The sequence below is a fragment of the Cupriavidus pauculus genome, from assembly GCF_002858765.1.
Taxonomy (GTDB): domain Bacteria; phylum Pseudomonadota; class Gammaproteobacteria; order Burkholderiales; family Burkholderiaceae; genus Cupriavidus; species Cupriavidus pauculus_B.
This window is the reverse complement of sequence record NZ_PJRP01000001.1, coordinates 448,408-464,175: the sequence shown is the minus strand read 5'-3', so window position 1 is coordinate 464,175 and position 15,768 is coordinate 448,408. Positions and strand designations below refer to the sequence as shown.

General features: G+C 66.3%; 13 protein-coding genes and 1 pseudogene. 7 read left to right on the top strand and 7 right to left on the bottom strand.

From position 1 onward, the window contains the following. Positions 1-31 precede the first annotated feature (31 nt). Positions 32-487: a PA2169 family four-helix-bundle protein gene (locus CYJ10_RS02090; RefSeq protein ID WP_101679909.1), complete on the bottom strand. Its 456-nt coding sequence runs from the start codon at positions 485-487 to the stop codon at positions 32-34. Positions 488-661: 174 nt separating this feature from the next. After that, positions 662-1,258 carry a GTP cyclohydrolase II gene (gene ribA, locus CYJ10_RS02085; protein ID WP_101679908.1) on the bottom strand — a complete coding sequence of 199 codons (597 nt, stop codon included), beginning with the start codon at positions 1,256-1,258 and terminating at the stop codon, positions 662-664. Between the two features lie 555 nt (positions 1,259-1,813). On the opposite strand from ribA, the gene CYJ10_RS34515 reads away from it, so the two are divergent. After that, the gene (locus CYJ10_RS34515; protein ID WP_257992017.1) at positions 1,814-2,143 is read left to right on the top strand and encodes a hypothetical protein; all 330 of its coding nucleotides are present in this window, start codon (positions 1,814-1,816) and stop codon (positions 2,141-2,143) included. A gap of 444 nt (positions 2,144-2,587) precedes the next feature. On the opposite strand, the gene CYJ10_RS02070 is transcribed toward CYJ10_RS34515, so the two are convergent. Continuing rightward, entirely contained in the window at positions 2,588-3,709 is a 1,122-nt protein-coding gene (locus CYJ10_RS02070; RefSeq protein ID WP_101679905.1) for a 4-hydroxyphenylpyruvate dioxygenase family protein, read from the bottom strand. 247 nt (positions 3,710-3,956) lie between these two features. Between CYJ10_RS02070 and CYJ10_RS02065 the strand changes: the two genes are divergently transcribed. The 4 genes from CYJ10_RS02065 to CYJ10_RS02050 all read left to right on the top strand — a co-directional run bounded on the left by CYJ10_RS02065 (position 3,957) and on the right by CYJ10_RS02050 (position 8,410). After that, positions 3,957-4,790 carry a shikimate dehydrogenase family protein gene (locus CYJ10_RS02065; protein ID WP_101679904.1) on the top strand — a complete coding sequence of 278 codons (834 nt, stop codon included), beginning with the start codon at positions 3,957-3,959 and terminating at the stop codon, positions 4,788-4,790. A gap of 59 nt (positions 4,791-4,849) precedes the next feature. Next, on the top strand, positions 4,850-6,175 hold the full coding sequence (locus CYJ10_RS02060; protein ID WP_101679903.1) for an MFS transporter: 1,326 nt from the start codon (positions 4,850-4,852) through the stop codon (positions 6,173-6,175). A 46-nt stretch (positions 6,176-6,221) separates the two neighbouring features. Beyond that, entirely contained in the window at positions 6,222-7,286 is a 1,065-nt protein-coding gene (locus tag CYJ10_RS02055) for a porin (RefSeq protein ID WP_101679902.1), read from the top strand. A gap of 140 nt (positions 7,287-7,426) precedes the next feature. Continuing rightward, on the top strand, positions 7,427-8,410 hold the full coding sequence (locus tag CYJ10_RS02050; RefSeq protein ID WP_101679901.1) for a LysR family transcriptional regulator: 984 nt from the start codon (positions 7,427-7,429) through the stop codon (positions 8,408-8,410). A gap of 102 nt (positions 8,411-8,512) precedes the next feature. On the opposite strand, the gene CYJ10_RS02045 is transcribed toward CYJ10_RS02050, so the two are convergent. Then, on the bottom strand, positions 8,513-9,280 hold the full coding sequence (locus tag CYJ10_RS02045; protein WP_101679900.1) for an IclR family transcriptional regulator domain-containing protein: 768 nt from the start codon (positions 9,278-9,280) through the stop codon (positions 8,513-8,515). Positions 9,281-9,426: 146 nt separating this feature from the next. Here CYJ10_RS02045 and CYJ10_RS02040 point away from each other — a divergent pair. After that, positions 9,427-10,269: pseudogene (locus CYJ10_RS02040) on the top strand (sugar phosphate isomerase/epimerase family protein); the annotation flags it as partial. 26 nt (positions 10,270-10,295) lie between these two features. Here the strand turns inward: CYJ10_RS02040 and CYJ10_RS02035 are convergent. The 3 genes from CYJ10_RS02035 to glmU form a co-directional block, all read right to left on the bottom strand. Next, entirely contained in the window at positions 10,296-11,186 is an 891-nt protein-coding gene (locus CYJ10_RS02035) for a DMT family transporter (protein WP_101679898.1), read from the bottom strand. A 227-nt stretch (positions 11,187-11,413) separates the two neighbouring features. Further along, positions 11,414-13,252, bottom strand: coding sequence for a glutamine--fructose-6-phosphate transaminase (isomerizing) (gene glmS / locus CYJ10_RS02030; protein WP_101679897.1), 1,839 nt, complete (start codon positions 13,250-13,252; stop codon positions 11,414-11,416). A gap of 12 nt (positions 13,253-13,264) precedes the next feature. Further along, a complete protein-coding gene (glmU, locus tag CYJ10_RS02025; protein ID WP_101679896.1) occupies positions 13,265-14,629 on the bottom strand; it encodes a bifunctional UDP-N-acetylglucosamine diphosphorylase/glucosamine-1-phosphate N-acetyltransferase GlmU in 1,365 nt (454 codons plus the stop codon). Positions 14,630-14,895: 266 nt separating this feature from the next. Here glmU and CYJ10_RS02020 point away from each other — a divergent pair, with 266 nt between their 5' ends. Then, on the top strand, positions 14,896-15,702 hold the full coding sequence (locus CYJ10_RS02020) for a DUF6279 family lipoprotein (protein WP_101680380.1): 807 nt from the start codon (positions 14,896-14,898) through the stop codon (positions 15,700-15,702). Positions 15,703-15,768 lie beyond the last annotated feature (66 nt).

Here is a 15,768-nt window from a genome sequence, read left to right as displayed (position 1 = left end):
GAGGCGCCCTGCTTCATATTGACCGGACCAATCATTCGCCGCTCGCGCGATAGCGGTTGCGCAGGTCACGAATCAGGTCGTGATTACGCAGCACGCCCTGATATTGCCGCTCGATCAGCGCGCGAATATCGAAACTGAGATCGGTTTCCTGCAGCGCATCGGCGTACTTCTTCTTGGCAACGTCCTCGCCCTTCTCGGTTTCTTCCAGAATGGCCAGATCGGATCGATCCGATACCGCCGTACGCAAGCTGAGCCAGCCGCGATGCAGCGCGCCGGCCACGCTGCCGTGATCCTCGGGCTTGCCGCCAAGCGCGGCAACCTGGCCCTGAAGTTCGCGTACTGCCCCGCCAATCTCCGTGGCCCGGCTGGAAAACAGGGTCTTCAGTTCCGGATTCTTGGCATCCTCGGCAGCCTTGCGAAACCCCTCCTCGCCGTCGCGCGAGACTTCAATCAGGTCGTTAAGCACAGAGACATTGTTGTCAGCCATGTCGGACTCCTCTCATCAACGCGCGCGCACCGCGCGACGCGCATGGAACATCCCGCGCGGCACATGAGACCACGCGGACCTTTTATTCCACGATAGAAGAGCAGCCCCGGCCGGGATGTCGGGGGGCATCGCAAGCGGCTGTCGGCCTATGCCTACAGGCCACGGCGTGCCGGATCAGTCCAGCAAGTGACCCATGCGCGACCGCTTGGTCGCCAGGTACTTCTCGTTTTCGGAATTGGGCGGCACGATGTGGCGCATCTGCTCCGTCACCTTGATGCCAGCGTCTTCCAGTGCCCTGATCTTGATGGGATTGTTGCTCATGAGACGCACCGACGTGACGCCCCACTGGCGCAGGAAATCGGCGGCGAACGCATAGGTGCGGGAATCGATGGCCTGGCCAAGCGCCAGGTTGGCATCGACGGTATCGAGCCCGGTGTCCTGCAGCGCATAGGCGCGGATCTTGTTGGACAGGCCGATGCCACGGCCTTCGTGGCCGCGCAGATACAGCAGCACGCCACGGCCTTCCTCGGCGATCTTCTTCATGGCCAGGTCCAGCTGCTCGCCACAGTCGCAGCGGCACGAGCCAAACACATCGCCGGTCAGGCACTCGGAATGCAGTCGCAGCAGCACGTCCTCACCCGAGATATCGCCCATCGAGAGCGCCAGGTGTTCGGTGCCAGTGTCCATGCCCTGGAAGGCATGGGCGGTGAATTGGCCATAGCGGGTCGGCAGCCGGGCGGAGCCGATCAGCTCACTTTCTAGGTCTTTCATATTGATGTTCGCTGGAGGCGCCATGGGGCCCGCGGGGCATGATGCAGGCGCGGGGCAGGCGCGCCACGGGGCGCCGATTGGGAGAGGCGCCGACGCGGCATGCCGGCAAGGATACCGCGAAATGCAATCCGCCATCCGCCAAGGGGTTACCGGACGGTAGGCCACGCGTGGGGCAGGGAGCGATCAATCGGGGACGAAAAGACCGCTCGACCGCACGCGCCGGACGCGAACCGGCTGGTTTCCACGCCCGATCCGGCTGAAGCCGTACCTGAACTCACGTGGCGTCAACGCTAGCGCGCCAGGTACATGCTGGCGGCGGCAATACCGCTCGATTCCCCGCTCTGACAGCAGAAAGTCCAGTCGCCGGCGCCAAGTTGCCGCGCGCAGGGCATCGCGCAGCGAGGGCGCGATGAACCCGGTGGCCTCCTCGATCAAGTCAAGCAAGCGGCGCAATCTGACGACGCTATCGGCCGGCCCCCGTGGCGCAGGCATGACGGTCGCCGGTGGGTGGGCCAGCGAATCCCTGAGGGCACGAAACTTCCACAGGGGCTCGTGATGCGCCAGGCGATTTCGGAATGCGTGAAGTTCGAATGCAAAGTTCAGCCTGGTGAGACGCGCATGCGCGTCGCACCATCCATTCGTCACCCCGTTCAGTGGATGCTGGGGAAAGATGGCTGGCAGAAGCCGGAAAGCATGGGCGGGCGCGATGTTGTTGAGCACGACGGGCCAGAATCCGAAAGAAAGGCTTGCAACAACCTCGTCGGGGCTCGGTGCACCGTTGCCATGTCGCTTGCGAACATCATCGACTTCTTGCGCGACGCCTGCTTCAACGTGTCCCGTATCAAGTCATACCAATGGCAACTCGCGGCCTCGCCGCGGCTATAGAACAGCGACATTGCCTGGTGAATGCTATTGCGAAGGGTGACTTCGAAGTACGCCAGATGCGACGCAAAGCAAGACGAAATCTCCCCGTTCCACAAGTACAAACCTATGACCTCGTCCATCGTCTTTGCCTTGAAATAGCGTTTGTAGCTGTTCAGGCGTGGCTGTGAGACGACGTGCTCGAAGAGCTCGTCAGATATTGTTTGCATCGCGATTGACAGTGTCCGTATGGGCTACTAGGATTCGTTCCGGCGCGTCGATCCGCACAACCCGCAAGGGCGCCCCGGCGTATAGAGTAGAAGGCCTCCCAATCGGGAGGCCTTTTGCTTTGTAGCGCGCCGGAATTGCAACGGCTATGAGACAACGCCGCAATCGCGCTGGACCTTGCGTCAGCTCGCGGCAGCCATTGGGACAGCCTTCGGGGCAGCCATCGGGGCAATGAGGCAATCAGCCCCGGTACAGCGCCTCCAGCACCGGCAGGTTGCCCTCGCCAAATCCATGGTGACCATCGCGTTGGACGATCTCGAAGAAGAACTCGCCGGCCTCGCGCTTCGCGAAGGCCTGCAGGAATTGCTCGGGGCGATTGTCGGCGCGCACGGCGCCGTCGGCCAGGATGCCGTAGCGGCGCAGCGCGTCGATATCGAGCCGATGACCGGGCAGCCGGGTGTCCAGGGTGTCGTAGTAAGGCGCCGGCGGCTCCACGAACGACACGCCGTTACGCGCCAGCATGCCCGCGCTGGCCACAAGGTCGTCGGTCGCCAGCGCGATGTGCTGGATGCCTTCGCCATGGGCGTCGGACAGATAGTGACGCATCTGGTCATGGCGCGGCGTGCCCTTCTCATACAGGGGAATGCGGATCTGGCCGCACGGCGACAGCAGCACGCGCGAATCACTGGCCAGCCGCCATTGCGGATTGACCTCGTGAATCTCGCGGAATCCCAGCACGCGTCGATAGAAATCCATCCATTCATCGAGATGCCCGGCGTCGACCGCCTGGGCCAGATGATCCACGCGCAGCAGGCCCGCGTCGGTGGGCGGCGAAGCGTGTGGCGAAGCGGGCGGCAAGGGTCGGAAGTCGACGTCGTAGATCGAGATATCGCCCACGTCGCCGGGCCGCCCTTCCTTGCCGCGCCAGCGGTCCACAAAGTAGATCAGCGACTGGCCGATACCCTGAATGGCCGGGATATTGAGTTCCATCGGGCCCACGGTACCGCCCTCGAACGGCCACGCGCCAGCCTCCACGGCGTGCGCGTAGGCCGCCGCCGCATCCTGCACGCGCAGACCCAAGGCGCAGATCGACAGGCCGTATTCCGACGCATAGCGCACCGCGAACGAATCGGGCTCGGCGTCGACGATGAAATTCATCTCGCCCTGCCGGTACAGCCTGACGTCCTTGTGCCGATGCTGCGCAATCGCAGAAAAGCCAAAGCGCTCGAACGTCCGGCCAAGCTGGGCCGGGTCCGGCGAGGCAAATTCGATGAATTCGTAGCCCTGGAGGCCCAGCGGATTGTCCCAGGTCTCAAAGCCATCCGCGCCGGGCGCGAAGGCGTTGGAGGCGGCGTCTGTCATCGGCTTTCCTGTACGAATGTGGGCATGGCGATCATGCCTGCTGCGGCTGGCGGGCACCCCTCCGTAGAAACCCCAGCTCCGGCCATTGATCGCCCACTAGCGTGCATTAATCGCGCAAAGTCGGCTTCAGTCCGCTTGGCCTGCGGGGCTCGGCGCAACTACTGTTACGTCATGACAAGGCCCCCTGCGGCCATGAATCGATAGATCGCCCGCCGATCCCCGACGACCCCTTCGCCCCAGACATCCCATGATCAATGGCAAGACTCTTCTCATCGCGCACCTCGGCTATCCGACCGAGTCCTTCAAGGCGCCGATGATTTACAACCCCTGGTTCGCCAGCCAGGGCATCAATGCTGTGGTGGTGCCCATGGGCGTCCAGGCCGACGACTACCCCGACGTCTTCCGCGCGCTGTTCCGCCTGACGAATATCCGGGGCGCGCTGGTCACCATGCCGCACAAGGTGACCACGGTGAAACTGGTCGACGAACTGACGCCCACCGCCCGCATCGCCGGCGCCTGCAACGCCGTGCTGCTGCGCGACGACGGCAAGCTCGTGGGCGACCAGTTCGACGGCGCAGGCTTCGTCAACGGCATCCGCCGCAAGGGCTGCCAGTTGCAAGGCGCCCGGGCAATCGTGTCCGGATGCGGCGGGGTTGGCTCGGCCATCGCCGCATCGCTGGCCGCCTCCGGCGTGGCGGAACTGGCGCTGTTCGACACGCGCGACGCCACAGCAAACGGGCTGCGCGACCGCCTGGCCGCCCACTACCCGGCCTTGCGCGTGGTCACGGGACACAACGACCCGCATGGCTACGATGTGGTGGTCAACGCCACGCCGCTCGGCATGCATCCCGGCGACCCCCTGCCATTCGACGTATCGCGCATCGTGCCCGCTGCCACGGTGGGCGAGGTCGTGATGAAGTCCGAGTACACACCGTTCCTGGAGGCCGCCGCGGCCCGGGGCTGCAAGGTCCAGGTCGGCACCGACATGCTGTTCGAGATGATCCCGGCCTACCTGGAATTCTTCGGCTTCGGCACCTCCACGCCCGACGCGCTGCGCGAGGTGGCCACCATCCGCTACTGACGGCGCCACGCCAACCCACGACGACACAAACATCACCCATCCTCGGTGGAGACAGACAGATGACAACCATTCACAAGCCGCTGGCCGCGCCCCCCGCCATCGACGGCTCGATGCTGGGCAAGATCCGCGCAAGCCTGGCGATCGGCAAGGTGCGCTGGGGCATGCTGAGCCTGGTGTTCTTCGCCACCACGCTCAACTACATCGACCGTGCGGCGCTGGGCGTACTGCAGCCGGTGCTGGCCAAGGCAATGGCCTGGACGGCGCAGGACTACGCCAACATCAACTTCTGGTTCCAGGTGGGCTATGCGATCGGCTTTGCGCTGCAGGGCCGCTTCATCGACATGGTCGGTGTCAAGCGCGCCTTTGCGCTGGCGGTGTTGCTGTGGAGCATCGCCTGCGGCGCGCATGCACTCGCCGCCAGCGCGGTCGGCTTCATGATCTGCCGCTTCTTCCTGGGCCTGACCGAGGCCGCCAACTACCCAGCCTGCGTCAAGACCACACGCATGTGGTTCCCAGCCGGCGAGCGCGCCATGGCCACCGGTATCTTCAATGCCGGCACCAACGTCGGCGCGATGCTCACGCCGGTGATGCTGCCGCTGATCCTGCAGGCCTGGGGCTGGCAGGCGGCGTTCCTGGTGGTGGCCGCGCTGGGCGCCATCTGGCTTGTGTTCTGGTGGCTCAAGTACGCCAACCCGGACCAGCACCCCACGGTCAGCGCCGCCGAACTGGCCTATGTCACCCGCGATACCGAAGCCGCGCCGCAACGCATTCCGTACTCGCGCATCCTGCGCATGCGTGGCACCTGGGCCTTTGCGCTGGCCTACGCCATCACGGCGCCGGTCTTCTGGTTCTATCTCTACTGGCTGCCGCCGTTCCTGAACCAGCAGTACCAGCTTGGCATCAGCGTCACGCAGATGGGCATCCCGCTGATCGTGATCTACCTGTCGGCCGATATCGGCAGCGTCGGCGGCGGTGCGCTGTCGTCGTGGCTGATCAGCCATGGCATGCCGGCCGTCAGGGCCCGGCTGCTGTCGATGCTGATCTTCGCGGTGTGCATCGCATCGATCGTTTTCGCGGCCGGTGCCAGCAGCCTGTGGATGGCCGTGGCCGCCATCTCGGTGGCCATCGGCGCGCACCAGGCGTGGACGGCCAACATCTGGAGCATGGTGATGGACTACACGCCTAAGCACGTGATCAGCTCGGTGTTCGGCTTCGGGGGCATGATCGGCGCCATCGGGGGCATGTTCATGACGCAGCTGGTGGGCTACGTGCTGACCGCCACCCACAACAACTACGCCGTGCTGTTCACGATGATTCCCTGCGCGTACTTCATCGCGCTTGCGTGGATGTTCCTGATGGCGCCGCGCCAGGTGCCGACGGAATAACCGCCCCCTTCAACGCACGGGACGCCAACCTCCCCAGGGAATCTCCATGAAGAAGCAATTGATGACGCTGCTCGCGTGTGGCGCGGGCAGTGCGGGCGCGTTCGCCCAGACCACCGGCGGCGTGACGCTGTACGGCCTGCTGGACACCACCATCCGCTACAGCACGAACGAGGACGCCGCCGGCCACGGCAAGGTGCAGATGACCGATGGCGTGCTGACCGGCAGCCGCTGGGGCATTCGTGGCACCGAGGACCTCGGCAACAACCTCAAGGCCTGGTTCATCCTGGAATCGGGCTTCAACCCGGAGGTGGGCACCAGCCAGCAGGGCGGCCGGCTGTTCGGCCGCACGGCCGTGGTGGGCTTCGACGGCGACTACGGCAAGCTGGCGCTGGGCCGCCAGTACACGCTGGCGCACGAAGTGCTGTCGTCCTACGAGGCCATGGCATTTGCCAACAACTCCATCGTTGGCTACCAGGGCGGCAACTACACCGGCCTGCGCTACGACAACACGCTCAAGTACATCAAGAGCTTTGGCGGGCTGCAGGTGGCCGCCGCGTACACGTTCGGCGAGGTGCCGGGCAGCGTCAAGAACAGTTCGGCCGCGGCCGGATCGCTGGTCTACAGCTACGGCCCGTGGGAAGTGGGCACGGTCTACCAGCAGACGCAGAACGTGACGTCGGCGTTCTTCGGCGCGGTGCCGGCCGCGCAGGCCAGCAAGCAGACGGTGTGGGGCCTGGGCGGCACGTACAAGGGCACGCGCGCGCAGTATTACCTGGGCTACACGAACAACCGGCTCGACGTGGCCGACTATCGCAACAACGTCGGCTACATCGGCACCCGGTATGCGATCACCGATGCCCTGAGCTTCATCGGCACGCTGCAGTACGACTGGCTGAAGCATGCCGGCCAGGGCGGCAAGCGCCTGACCACGGCCGGTATGCTCGACTACGCGTTCAGCAAGCGCACCGACGTCTACGTCGAGGTGGACTACACCCATCTGCAGGGGCAGTGGATCGCCCTGAACAGCTCGCCGAACTTTGCCAACAGCGGCAATACCTACGGCAACGGCACGCGGCTGGGCGTCATGGCCGGCGTGCGGCACAAGTTCTGACGCGACTGGCGGACTGACAGGCTGCCGGGCGGACGGACTGGCTGGCAGGCCAGTAGCGGGCCCCCAAGCCCTGTGGCTGGCGCAGTGGCCGGCCGTGGCGTATCGTGCCCACTTGCCCCTGCCATCCGCCCCGCCCCGTCATGGACACCCCGAACGCGCCCCACGCGGCCAGCGCGCCGAATGCGAACAACGATCCGTTCCTGAGGGATCTGCGCCTGTTCTGCACCGTCGCGCGCCGCGCCAGTTTCATCGCCGCCGCCAACGACATGGGGCTGTCGCCGGCCCACGTCAGCAAGCGCATCGCCATGCTCGAAGCCATGCTCGGCGCCCGGCTGTTCCACCGCACCACGCGGCGCGTCAGCGTAACGGCCGAAGGCGAGAACGCCTTTGTCTGGGCGCGCAAGATCCTGGAAGACGTGGATGGCATGCTCGAATCGGTGGGCAGCCATGCCGATGCCGCGCCACGCGGGCTGCTGCGCATCGCCACCAGCCTGCGTCTCGGACGGCGGCACGTGGCGCCGGTGCTGGCCATGCTGCGGCGCCAGCATCCCGGGCTGGAGGTCTGGCTGGAACTGCTCGACCGCCGGGTAGACCTGATCGGCGAGAACTTCGATATCGACATCCGCATCGGCCAGGTGGAGGAACCCCACCTGATCGCCACACGCATCGCTGCCGGCCAACGCATCCTGTGCGCGGCGCCGGCCTACGTGGCCCAGCGCGGCCTGCCCGCCGAGCCGGCCGACCTGGCCCAGCACGACTGCCTGCTGCTGCGCGAGCGCGACCAGGCGTTCGGCGTCTGGCGCCTGCAGGCGGCGGGCCGCAGCGCCACGGTCAAGGTCACGGGGCCGATGGCGTCGAACCACAGCGACGTCACGCGCCAATGGGCGCACGACGGCTTCGGCATCATCATGGCGTCGGCCTGGGACGTGGCCGACAGCCTGCGCGCCGGCGAACTGGTGCGCGTGCTGCCCGACTGGCACCTGCCGGCCGACATCTGGGCCGTCACCAGCGCGCGGGCATCAGTGTCGCCGCGCATGCGGGTCTGCCTGGACTTCCTGCGCACGCACCTGACCGAAGGCCCCTATTCGCTGCGCAACACGCCTGACGAGCCAGCAGGCGACTGAGGGGGACTGAGGGCGGCTGCCGGCGGCCAAGGCCGGCCAGGCGCCGCTGAACGCGGCTGAAGATCCCCGGCCGCCTACACCCGGCCGCCTACACCCGGCCGCCTACAGCACCCGCATGATCGACAGCGCCGTGTCCTGCAGTACATGCAGCACGCGGCCCAGCGCCTGCTCAGCGGTCTCGTCGCCAATCTGCATGTTGACCGACAGCGCGGCGATCACGCGCCCGTGGCGGTCGCGCAGCGGCACCGCCACGCCACGCACGCCAATTTGTAGTTGCTGCTCCACCACCGCGTATCCTTGCGCGCCGGCCTTGCGGATGTCCTGCAACAGGCGGTCGTGCTGCAGGATCGTGTACGGCGTGTAGGGTGCCAGCACCACGGTTTCCAGCCAGTTCCGCACGTTGTCCTCGGGCAGCGACGCCAGCATCATCACGCCGGCCGACGCCAGCGGCGCCGGCACGCGCGCGCCGAGCACGAATCCCGTACTCATCACGCGGCTGGTACTGGTTCGGGAGATGAAGACCAGTTCCCAGTCATCGAGCACGCTCAGGTAGGCGGCCTCGCCCACCGCCGCCGTGATCTGCTGCAGAAACGGCTGCACGGCGCGCGGCAGTCGCGCCGAATCGAAATACGACCAGCCCACCTTGAGCACACGCGGCGTCAGGCTGAACAGCGTGCCCTCGCTGGTGGTGTAGCCCAGGTGCTCCAGCGTCAGCAGGTAGCGCCGGGCCGCCGTGCGCGTCAGGCCGGTCAACTCGGCCGCCTGCGTGGGCGTCAGCCGGGGATGGTCGTTGTCGAAGGCCTCCAGGATGGCCAGCCCTTTTTCCAGTCCGGCGATCCAGTCGCGCCGGTTCAGTGGTTCGTCGGTCATGGTGTAAACCCGCACTCTGCGCGGCAGTCGATCATGATAGCGCGATTGTCGCACGCGGTGGCGCGAATAGTGGTTGTTCGGTCCACAGGCCGCGCCTAACCTGCCTTCATCGCAGCCCCGCGGCTGCCATTTTCGATCCGATTGCCATGTGCCACCCTCGCGCCCACGCCACGTCCATTGCCACCGTTTCCCTGTCCGGCACGCTGCCGGAAAAGCTTGAAGCCGCTGCGGCCGCCGGGTTCGACGGCGTCGAGATCTTTGCCAAGGACCTGCAGGATTTCTCCGGCACGGCGGCCGACATTCGCCGCTATGCGGCAGGGCTGCACCTGGACATCCTGATGTACCAGCCGTTTCGTGACTTCGAGGCCATGCCAGCCGACCAGTTCGCCGCCAACATGGCGCGGGCCGCGCAGGCGTTCGATGCGATGGAGGCGCTGGGCACGGACCTGCTGCTGGTGTGCAGCAACGTGCAGGACGCGGCCAGCGACGATCCGGAACGGGCCGCGGCCGATCTGTGGCACCTGGCCGACGCTGCCGCACAACGCGGCCTGCGCATCGGCTACGAGGCCCTAGCCTGGGGTCGCCACGTGCGCCACTGGCGCCAGGCGTGGGATATCGTCCAGCGCGCCAACCACCCGGCGTTGGGCCTGATCCTGGACAGCTTCCACACGCTGGCGCTGGCCGCGTCGCAGGGCGAACCGGTGGCCGAAGCGCTACGCGGCATCGACACCATCCCGGCCGACCGCCTGTTCTTCGTGCAACTGGCCGATGCGCCGCGCATGGCGCTGGATGTGTTGTCCTGGAGCCGGCACCACCGCAACTTCCCCGGCCAGGGCGAACTGGACGTGGCGAACTTCGCGCGGGCCGTGCGGCGAACGGGCTATCTCGGCCCGCTGTCGCTGGAAATCTTCAACGACGTGTTCCGCGTGACGCCGCCGCTGCCGGTGGCGCGCGACGGACTGCGCTCGCTGCAATGGATCAAGCAGCAGTGGGTCGACAAGCGGGCCTCCACGGATCAGGCCACCGCGACCTCCGCCCTGCGCTCGTAGAGCATCGCCGCCGTACCGCCCAGGCCGCTGACAGCAATCGCGGCCACGCCCAGCAGCGCCCAGCCGCCGGGCACGTAGCCGAAGATCAGCCAGCCGCCGATCATGGCGAACGCGATCTGCAGGTACAGGAATGGCGTCAGCACGGCCACCGGCGCCCGTGCATAGGCCAGGATCAGGAACAGGTGGCCCACGGTGCCGGCAAGACCCATCGCCCCCAGCAGCAGCCAGTGGATGCCGTCGAGATGACCGGCCCAGCCCAGCGGCAGGGCCAGCGTCAGCGCCCCGGTGGAAATCAGGCCGGTCAGGAAGTGGGTGGTGCCCACGCCGTCGGCCCGGGTCAGCACACTGGTAATCAACTGGTAGGCAGCACTGGTCACGACAATGCCCAGCGGCAGCAGCATGGCGGGCTCGAACCCGTCCGCGCCGGGCTGCACCACCACGATGGCCCCGGCGAAGCCGAGCAGCAGGAAGGCCCAGCGCAGCACCGACACATACTCGCCAAGCAGCCCCGCCGCCGCCACGGCGATCACCATCGGCGTCAGCATGGCCACGGCCGTCACCTCGCCCACGGGCAGGTAGCGCAGGCTGAAGTAGACGCAGACGCTCGACAGCAGCAGCATCGCCGCGCGCAGCACCTGCAGCGCCAGCCGATGGGTACGCAGCAGCGTCCGCCCCCGCCGGGGCAGCAATATAGCCCCCGTCAGCGTCATTTGCACCGCATAGCGGGCCCAGAGCGCCATGGCTACCGGCACCGTGCCACTGATGATCTGCGTCATCGTATCGAGCGCGGCAAAGCACGCCACGGCGGCCGTCATCAGCAGCACGCCGTGCAAGGTGGTGGAAGCAGGGGAAGTCATGAAAGCGGGGAGCGGAGGCAGGAGAAGTTTCGTCAGCTTACCTGCGGGCGGCCCCGTCGATCATGTGCCGCCATGGCAGTAATGAGTGCGTTGACAGCGAATAATCGCCGGCCGGAATCTGGTATGGCAACGTGGCCCGACAAAGACAAAGGCCGCCCGAAGGCGGCCTGTTGTCGATGGCGAAGCTGCGATGGCGCGATGAGATGGCCACGCGAAGACGGCGGGGATTACTCCACCGTCACCGACTTCGCCAGGTTGCGCGGCTTGTCCACGTCGGTACCCCGGGCGCAGGCCGTGTGGTACGCCAGCAGTTGCAGCGGCACCACGTGCAGGATCGGCGAGAGCGCGCCGTAGTGCTCGGGCATGCGGATCACCTGGATGCCGTCCGACGACTGGATATGCGTGTCCGCATCGGCAAACACGTACAGGCGGCCGCCGCGGGCGCGCACTTCCTGAATGTTCGACTTCAGCTTTTCCAGCAGCGCGTCGTTCGGAGCCACCGTCACCACCGGCATGGCTTCCGTCACCAGCGCCAGCGGACCGTGCTTGAGCTCGCCCGCCGGATAGGCCTCGGCGTGGATATACGAGATTTCCTTGAGCTTCAGCGCGCCTTCCAGGGCGATCGGGTAATGCAGGCCACGGCCCAGGAACAGGGCGTTCTCGCGGCGGGCAAAGTCCTCGGACCAGGCGATGATCTGCGGCTCCAGCGCCAGCACGCCATGCAGCGCGGCGGGCAGGTGGCGCAGGTTGGTCAGCGCATCGGCTTCCTGCTGCTCGGTCAGGTGGCCACGCACCTTGGCCAGCGCCAGCGTCAGCATGTACAGCGCGGCCAGCTGCGTCGTGAACGCCTTGGTCGACGCCACGCCGATTTCAGTGCCGGCACGCGTCAGGAAGCGCAGTTCCGTCTCGCGCACCATCGCGCTGGTGGCCACGTTGCAGACGGCCAGCGTATGGGTGTGGCCCAGCGAGCGGGCATGGCGCAGCGCGGCCATCGTGTCGGCGGTCTCGCCCGATTGCGAGATCACCACCACCAGCGCGCGCGGGTTCGGCACGGTGTCGCGGTAGCGGTATTCGCTGGCCACTTCCACCTGGGTTGGGATCTTTGCGACCGATTCCAGCCAGTACTTGGCCGTGCAGCCCGAGTAGTAGCTGGTGCCGCAGGCCAGGATCAGGACGCTGTCGATATCGGCAAACACCTGCGCGGCGTTCTCGCCGAACAGGTCCGGCGTGATGGCGGCGATGCCTTCCAGCGTATCGCCCAAGGCACGCGGCTGCTCGAAGATTTCCTTCTGCATGAAGTGGCGGAACGGGCCCAGCTCCACGGCGGCGGCATGCGCTTCCACCACGCGCTCCTCGCGCTGCACCTCGGCGTCATGGACGTCGCGGATCGTGGCGCCGGCGCGCGTCAGTTCCACCACATCGCCCTCTTCCAGATAGATGATGCGGTTGGCGGTACCGGCCACGGCCAGCGCATCGGACGCCAGGAACGATTCGTCGTTTCCCAGCGCCACCACCAGCGGCGAGCCGGCGCGCGCGCCGACCACCACGTCGGGCTGGTCCTTGGCCACCACGGCAATCGCGTAGGCGCCATGCAGGCGCTTGGTCACCGCGCGCACCGCGCCGAACAGGTCACCACGGGTGGCGCTGCTGGGGTACGTGTAGGCCTGGTGGATCAGGTGGGCCACCACCTCGGTATCGGTCTGCGACTCGAAACCGTAGCCCACGGCGCGCAGTTCGTCGCGCAGCGGCTCGTAGTTCTCGATGATGCCGTTATGCACCAGCGCGATGGTCTCGTCCGAGAAGTGCGGGTGCGCGTTGACGGTATCGGGCTTGCCGTGCGTGGCCCAGCGCGTGTGGGCGATGCCCAGCTGGCCGCCCAGGCCCGACGACTGCGTCTGCGTGTCGAGGTCGGCCACGCGCGACACCGTGCGCGCGCGCTCCAGGATCGCGTCGCGCACCACGGCCACGCCGCAGGAATCGTAGCCACGGTATTCCAGGCGACGCAGCCCTTCGACCAGAACGGGAACAATATTGCGGTGCGAAACCGCGCCGACGATGCCACACATAACTGAACCCCTTTATTTTTTCGGTTGCTTGACCGGACGCTGCCAGGCGTCGACCGTCATCTGTTTTGCGCGCGACAGCGTGAGCTTGTCGGCCGGCGCTTCCTTGGTCAGCGTGGTGCCCGCGCCAATCGTGGCGCCGCGGCGCACGGTGACAGGCGCCACCAGCTGCGTATCGGACCCGATGAACACATCGTCCTCGATGACCGTACGGTGCTTGTTCACGCCGTCGTAATTGCACGTAATCGTACCCGCGCCGATGTTTACGCGCTGGCCCACCGTGGTGTCGCCCACGTAGGCCAGATGGTTGGCCTTGCTGTGGTTGGCAATCTGGCTGTTCTTGATTTCGACGAAGTTGCCGATATGCACGTCCTGACCCAGTTCGGTACCGGGGCGCAGACGCGCGTAAGGGCCGATGCGGCCATCCGGCCCGATCTTTGCTTCCTCAAAGTGGCAGAACGGTTGCACACGTGCGCCAGCGCCGACAACGGTGTTGCGGATGACGCAGTGCGCGCCGATGTGTACGCCATCTTCCAGGTGCACGCGACCCTCGAACACGCAGCCGACGTCGATGGTCACGTCGCGGCCGCAGGTCAGCTGGCCGCGCACGTCGATGCGTGCCGGGTCCAGCAGCGTGACGCCCGCTTCAAGCAGGCGTTGGGCGATGTTGCACTGGTGGATACGCTCGATTTCGGCCAGTTGCACCTTGCTGTTGATGCCCAGCGTTTCCCACACTTCGGCGGGCTGGGACGACACGATCTCCACGCCGTCGGTGGCGGCGCGCTCGATGGTGTCGGTCAGGTAGTACTCGCCTTGCGCGTTGTCGTTGCGCAGCGTGGACAGCCAGCGGCGCAGGTGGGCGGTCGGGCAGACGATGATGCCGGTGTTGATCTCTCGGATGGCGCGTTCTTCGTCGCTGGCATCCTTCTGCTCGACAATGCGTACGACATTGCCGGCAGCATCGCGCACAATACGGCCATAGCCGCTGGGGTCGGGCAGTTCGACGGTCAGCACGCCCAGGCGTTCGCTGCCGGCGGCCTGCACCAGATGCTGGAGCGTGGCGGTCGATGTCAGCGGCACGTCGCCATAGAGCACCAGCGTGGGCTGTGCATCATCGAGCAGCGGCAGCGCCTGCATGACGGCGTGGCCGGTGCCCAGTTGCTGCGTCTGCTCGGCAAAGGCCACATCGTCGGCGGCCACCGCCTGGCGCACATGCTCGGCGCCGTGGCCCACCACGACGACCAGCCGGGACGGCGACAGCGTACGCGCCGTGTCGAGCACGTGGGCCAGCATCGGACGGCCAGCGACCGGGTGCAGCACCTTGGGCAGCGCGGAGTTCATGCGCTTGCCCATGCCCGCGGCAAGAATGACGATATTCACAAGGAGGTTCCTAAGTGAGTGTGTCTGAGAAAAAGCTGAAGAATCCGAGCCTGGGAGCACTGTGGCCGATGTGGCTGAACCGTTGCCACGACTGGGCTGGCGGGCGATTTGCCGGCCCCGGAAACATGCGCGCCGATTCTAGCATGCGTGCCTGTGCCGCATCGGGTCGATCACCTGGCGTTACCGTTGTTCACATTTGGTCACGCGGCGTTTTTGCATGGTTTGCAGCATTTACCATGATTCTGGCGTTGGCTGGATGCAACGCCATGAAACTGGGCTACCAGCAGGGCGACCGCCTGGCCTACTGGTGGGTGGACCGCTATGTCGACGTTTCCGACGCCCAGGAACCGCCAACCAAGGAGGCCATCGCCCGCTTCTTTGCCTGGCACCGGCGCGCCCAGCTGCCCGAGATCGCCACCGTGCTGACCCGCGTGCGGGGCGAGGTCGGGGGCGACGTCAGCCCGGCCATGGTGCGGCAGGTCCAGCAGGATTCCCAGCGCCTGGGCCGTCAGGCCTTCGACAACGCGGTGCCCGACCTGGCCGACCTGTTGCTGACGCTGACGCCCGACCAGATCCAGCGGATGGAGGCGAAATTCGCCGAGAGCAATGCCAAATACCGCAAGGAATTCCTGAAATCCGATGCCGCAGCCCGTACCGACGCCCGCTTCGACAAGATCATGAGCTACGCCAAGCTGATCTACGGGTCGTTTTCCAATGATCAGGAAAGGGCGATCCGCGATGCCATGGGGCCCTATATGCAAAGCGCCGACGCCCGCTATGCCGAGCGCGTCAAGCGGCAGCAGGAATGGGTGGCCCTGGCACGCGACGTCTCGTCGGCCCGACCGCCCAAACCCCAGGTGGAAGCCCAGTTGCGCAAGTACGCCGACGACTGGCAGCGGCCCGGCAGCGGCGAGCAGCGCAGCACCTCGGCCGGCGTGGACCTGACCGTCAGGATTGCCAACATGACCACGCCCGAGCAGAAGGCGCACGCCGTCAAACGGTTTGACGGCTGGATCAAGGACACGCGATCGCTGATGGCCGAAAGCGGCCAGGCACCCCAGGCGGCCAGATAGCCGCCTGGGGTGCCCCCATCGACAAAAAAGCCCCGGGGCCAGGCCACGGGGCTTTGTTCGGGGCGC

Excerpts from the sequence above, each read along its gene's own strand:
- CYJ10_RS02065 (WP_101679904.1), top strand. The coding sequence starts at position 3,957 with ATGATCAATGGCAAGACTCTTCTCATCGCGCACCTCGGCTATCCGACC.
- CYJ10_RS02055 (WP_101679902.1), top strand. The coding sequence starts at position 6,222 with ATGAAGAAGCAATTGATGACGCTGCTCGCGTGTGGCGCGGGCAGTGCG.
- CYJ10_RS02045 (WP_101679900.1), bottom strand. The coding sequence starts at position 9,280 with ATGACCGACGAACCACTGAACCGGCGCGACTGGATCGCCGGACTGGAA.
- CYJ10_RS34515 (WP_257992017.1), top strand. The coding sequence starts at position 1,814 with ATGCGCCAGGCGATTTCGGAATGCGTGAAGTTCGAATGCAAAGTTCAG.
- CYJ10_RS02020 (WP_101680380.1), top strand. The coding sequence starts at position 14,896 with ATGAAACTGGGCTACCAGCAGGGCGACCGCCTGGCCTACTGGTGGGTG.
- CYJ10_RS02070 (WP_101679905.1), bottom strand. The coding sequence starts at position 3,709 with ATGACAGACGCCGCCTCCAACGCCTTCGCGCCCGGCGCGGATGGCTTT.
- CYJ10_RS02090 (WP_101679909.1), bottom strand. The coding sequence starts at position 487 with ATGGCTGACAACAATGTCTCTGTGCTTAACGACCTGATTGAAGTCTCG.
- glmS (WP_101679897.1), bottom strand. The coding sequence starts at position 13,252 with ATGTGTGGCATCGTCGGCGCGGTTTCGCACCGCAATATTGTTCCCGTT.
- CYJ10_RS02050 (WP_101679901.1), top strand. The coding sequence starts at position 7,427 with ATGGACACCCCGAACGCGCCCCACGCGGCCAGCGCGCCGAATGCGAAC.
- ribA (WP_101679908.1), bottom strand. The coding sequence starts at position 1,258 with ATGAAAGACCTAGAAAGTGAGCTGATCGGCTCCGCCCGGCTGCCGACC.
- CYJ10_RS02035 (WP_101679898.1), bottom strand. The coding sequence starts at position 11,186 with ATGACTTCCCCTGCTTCCACCACCTTGCACGGCGTGCTGCTGATGACG.
- CYJ10_RS02060 (WP_101679903.1), top strand. The coding sequence starts at position 4,850 with ATGACAACCATTCACAAGCCGCTGGCCGCGCCCCCCGCCATCGACGGC.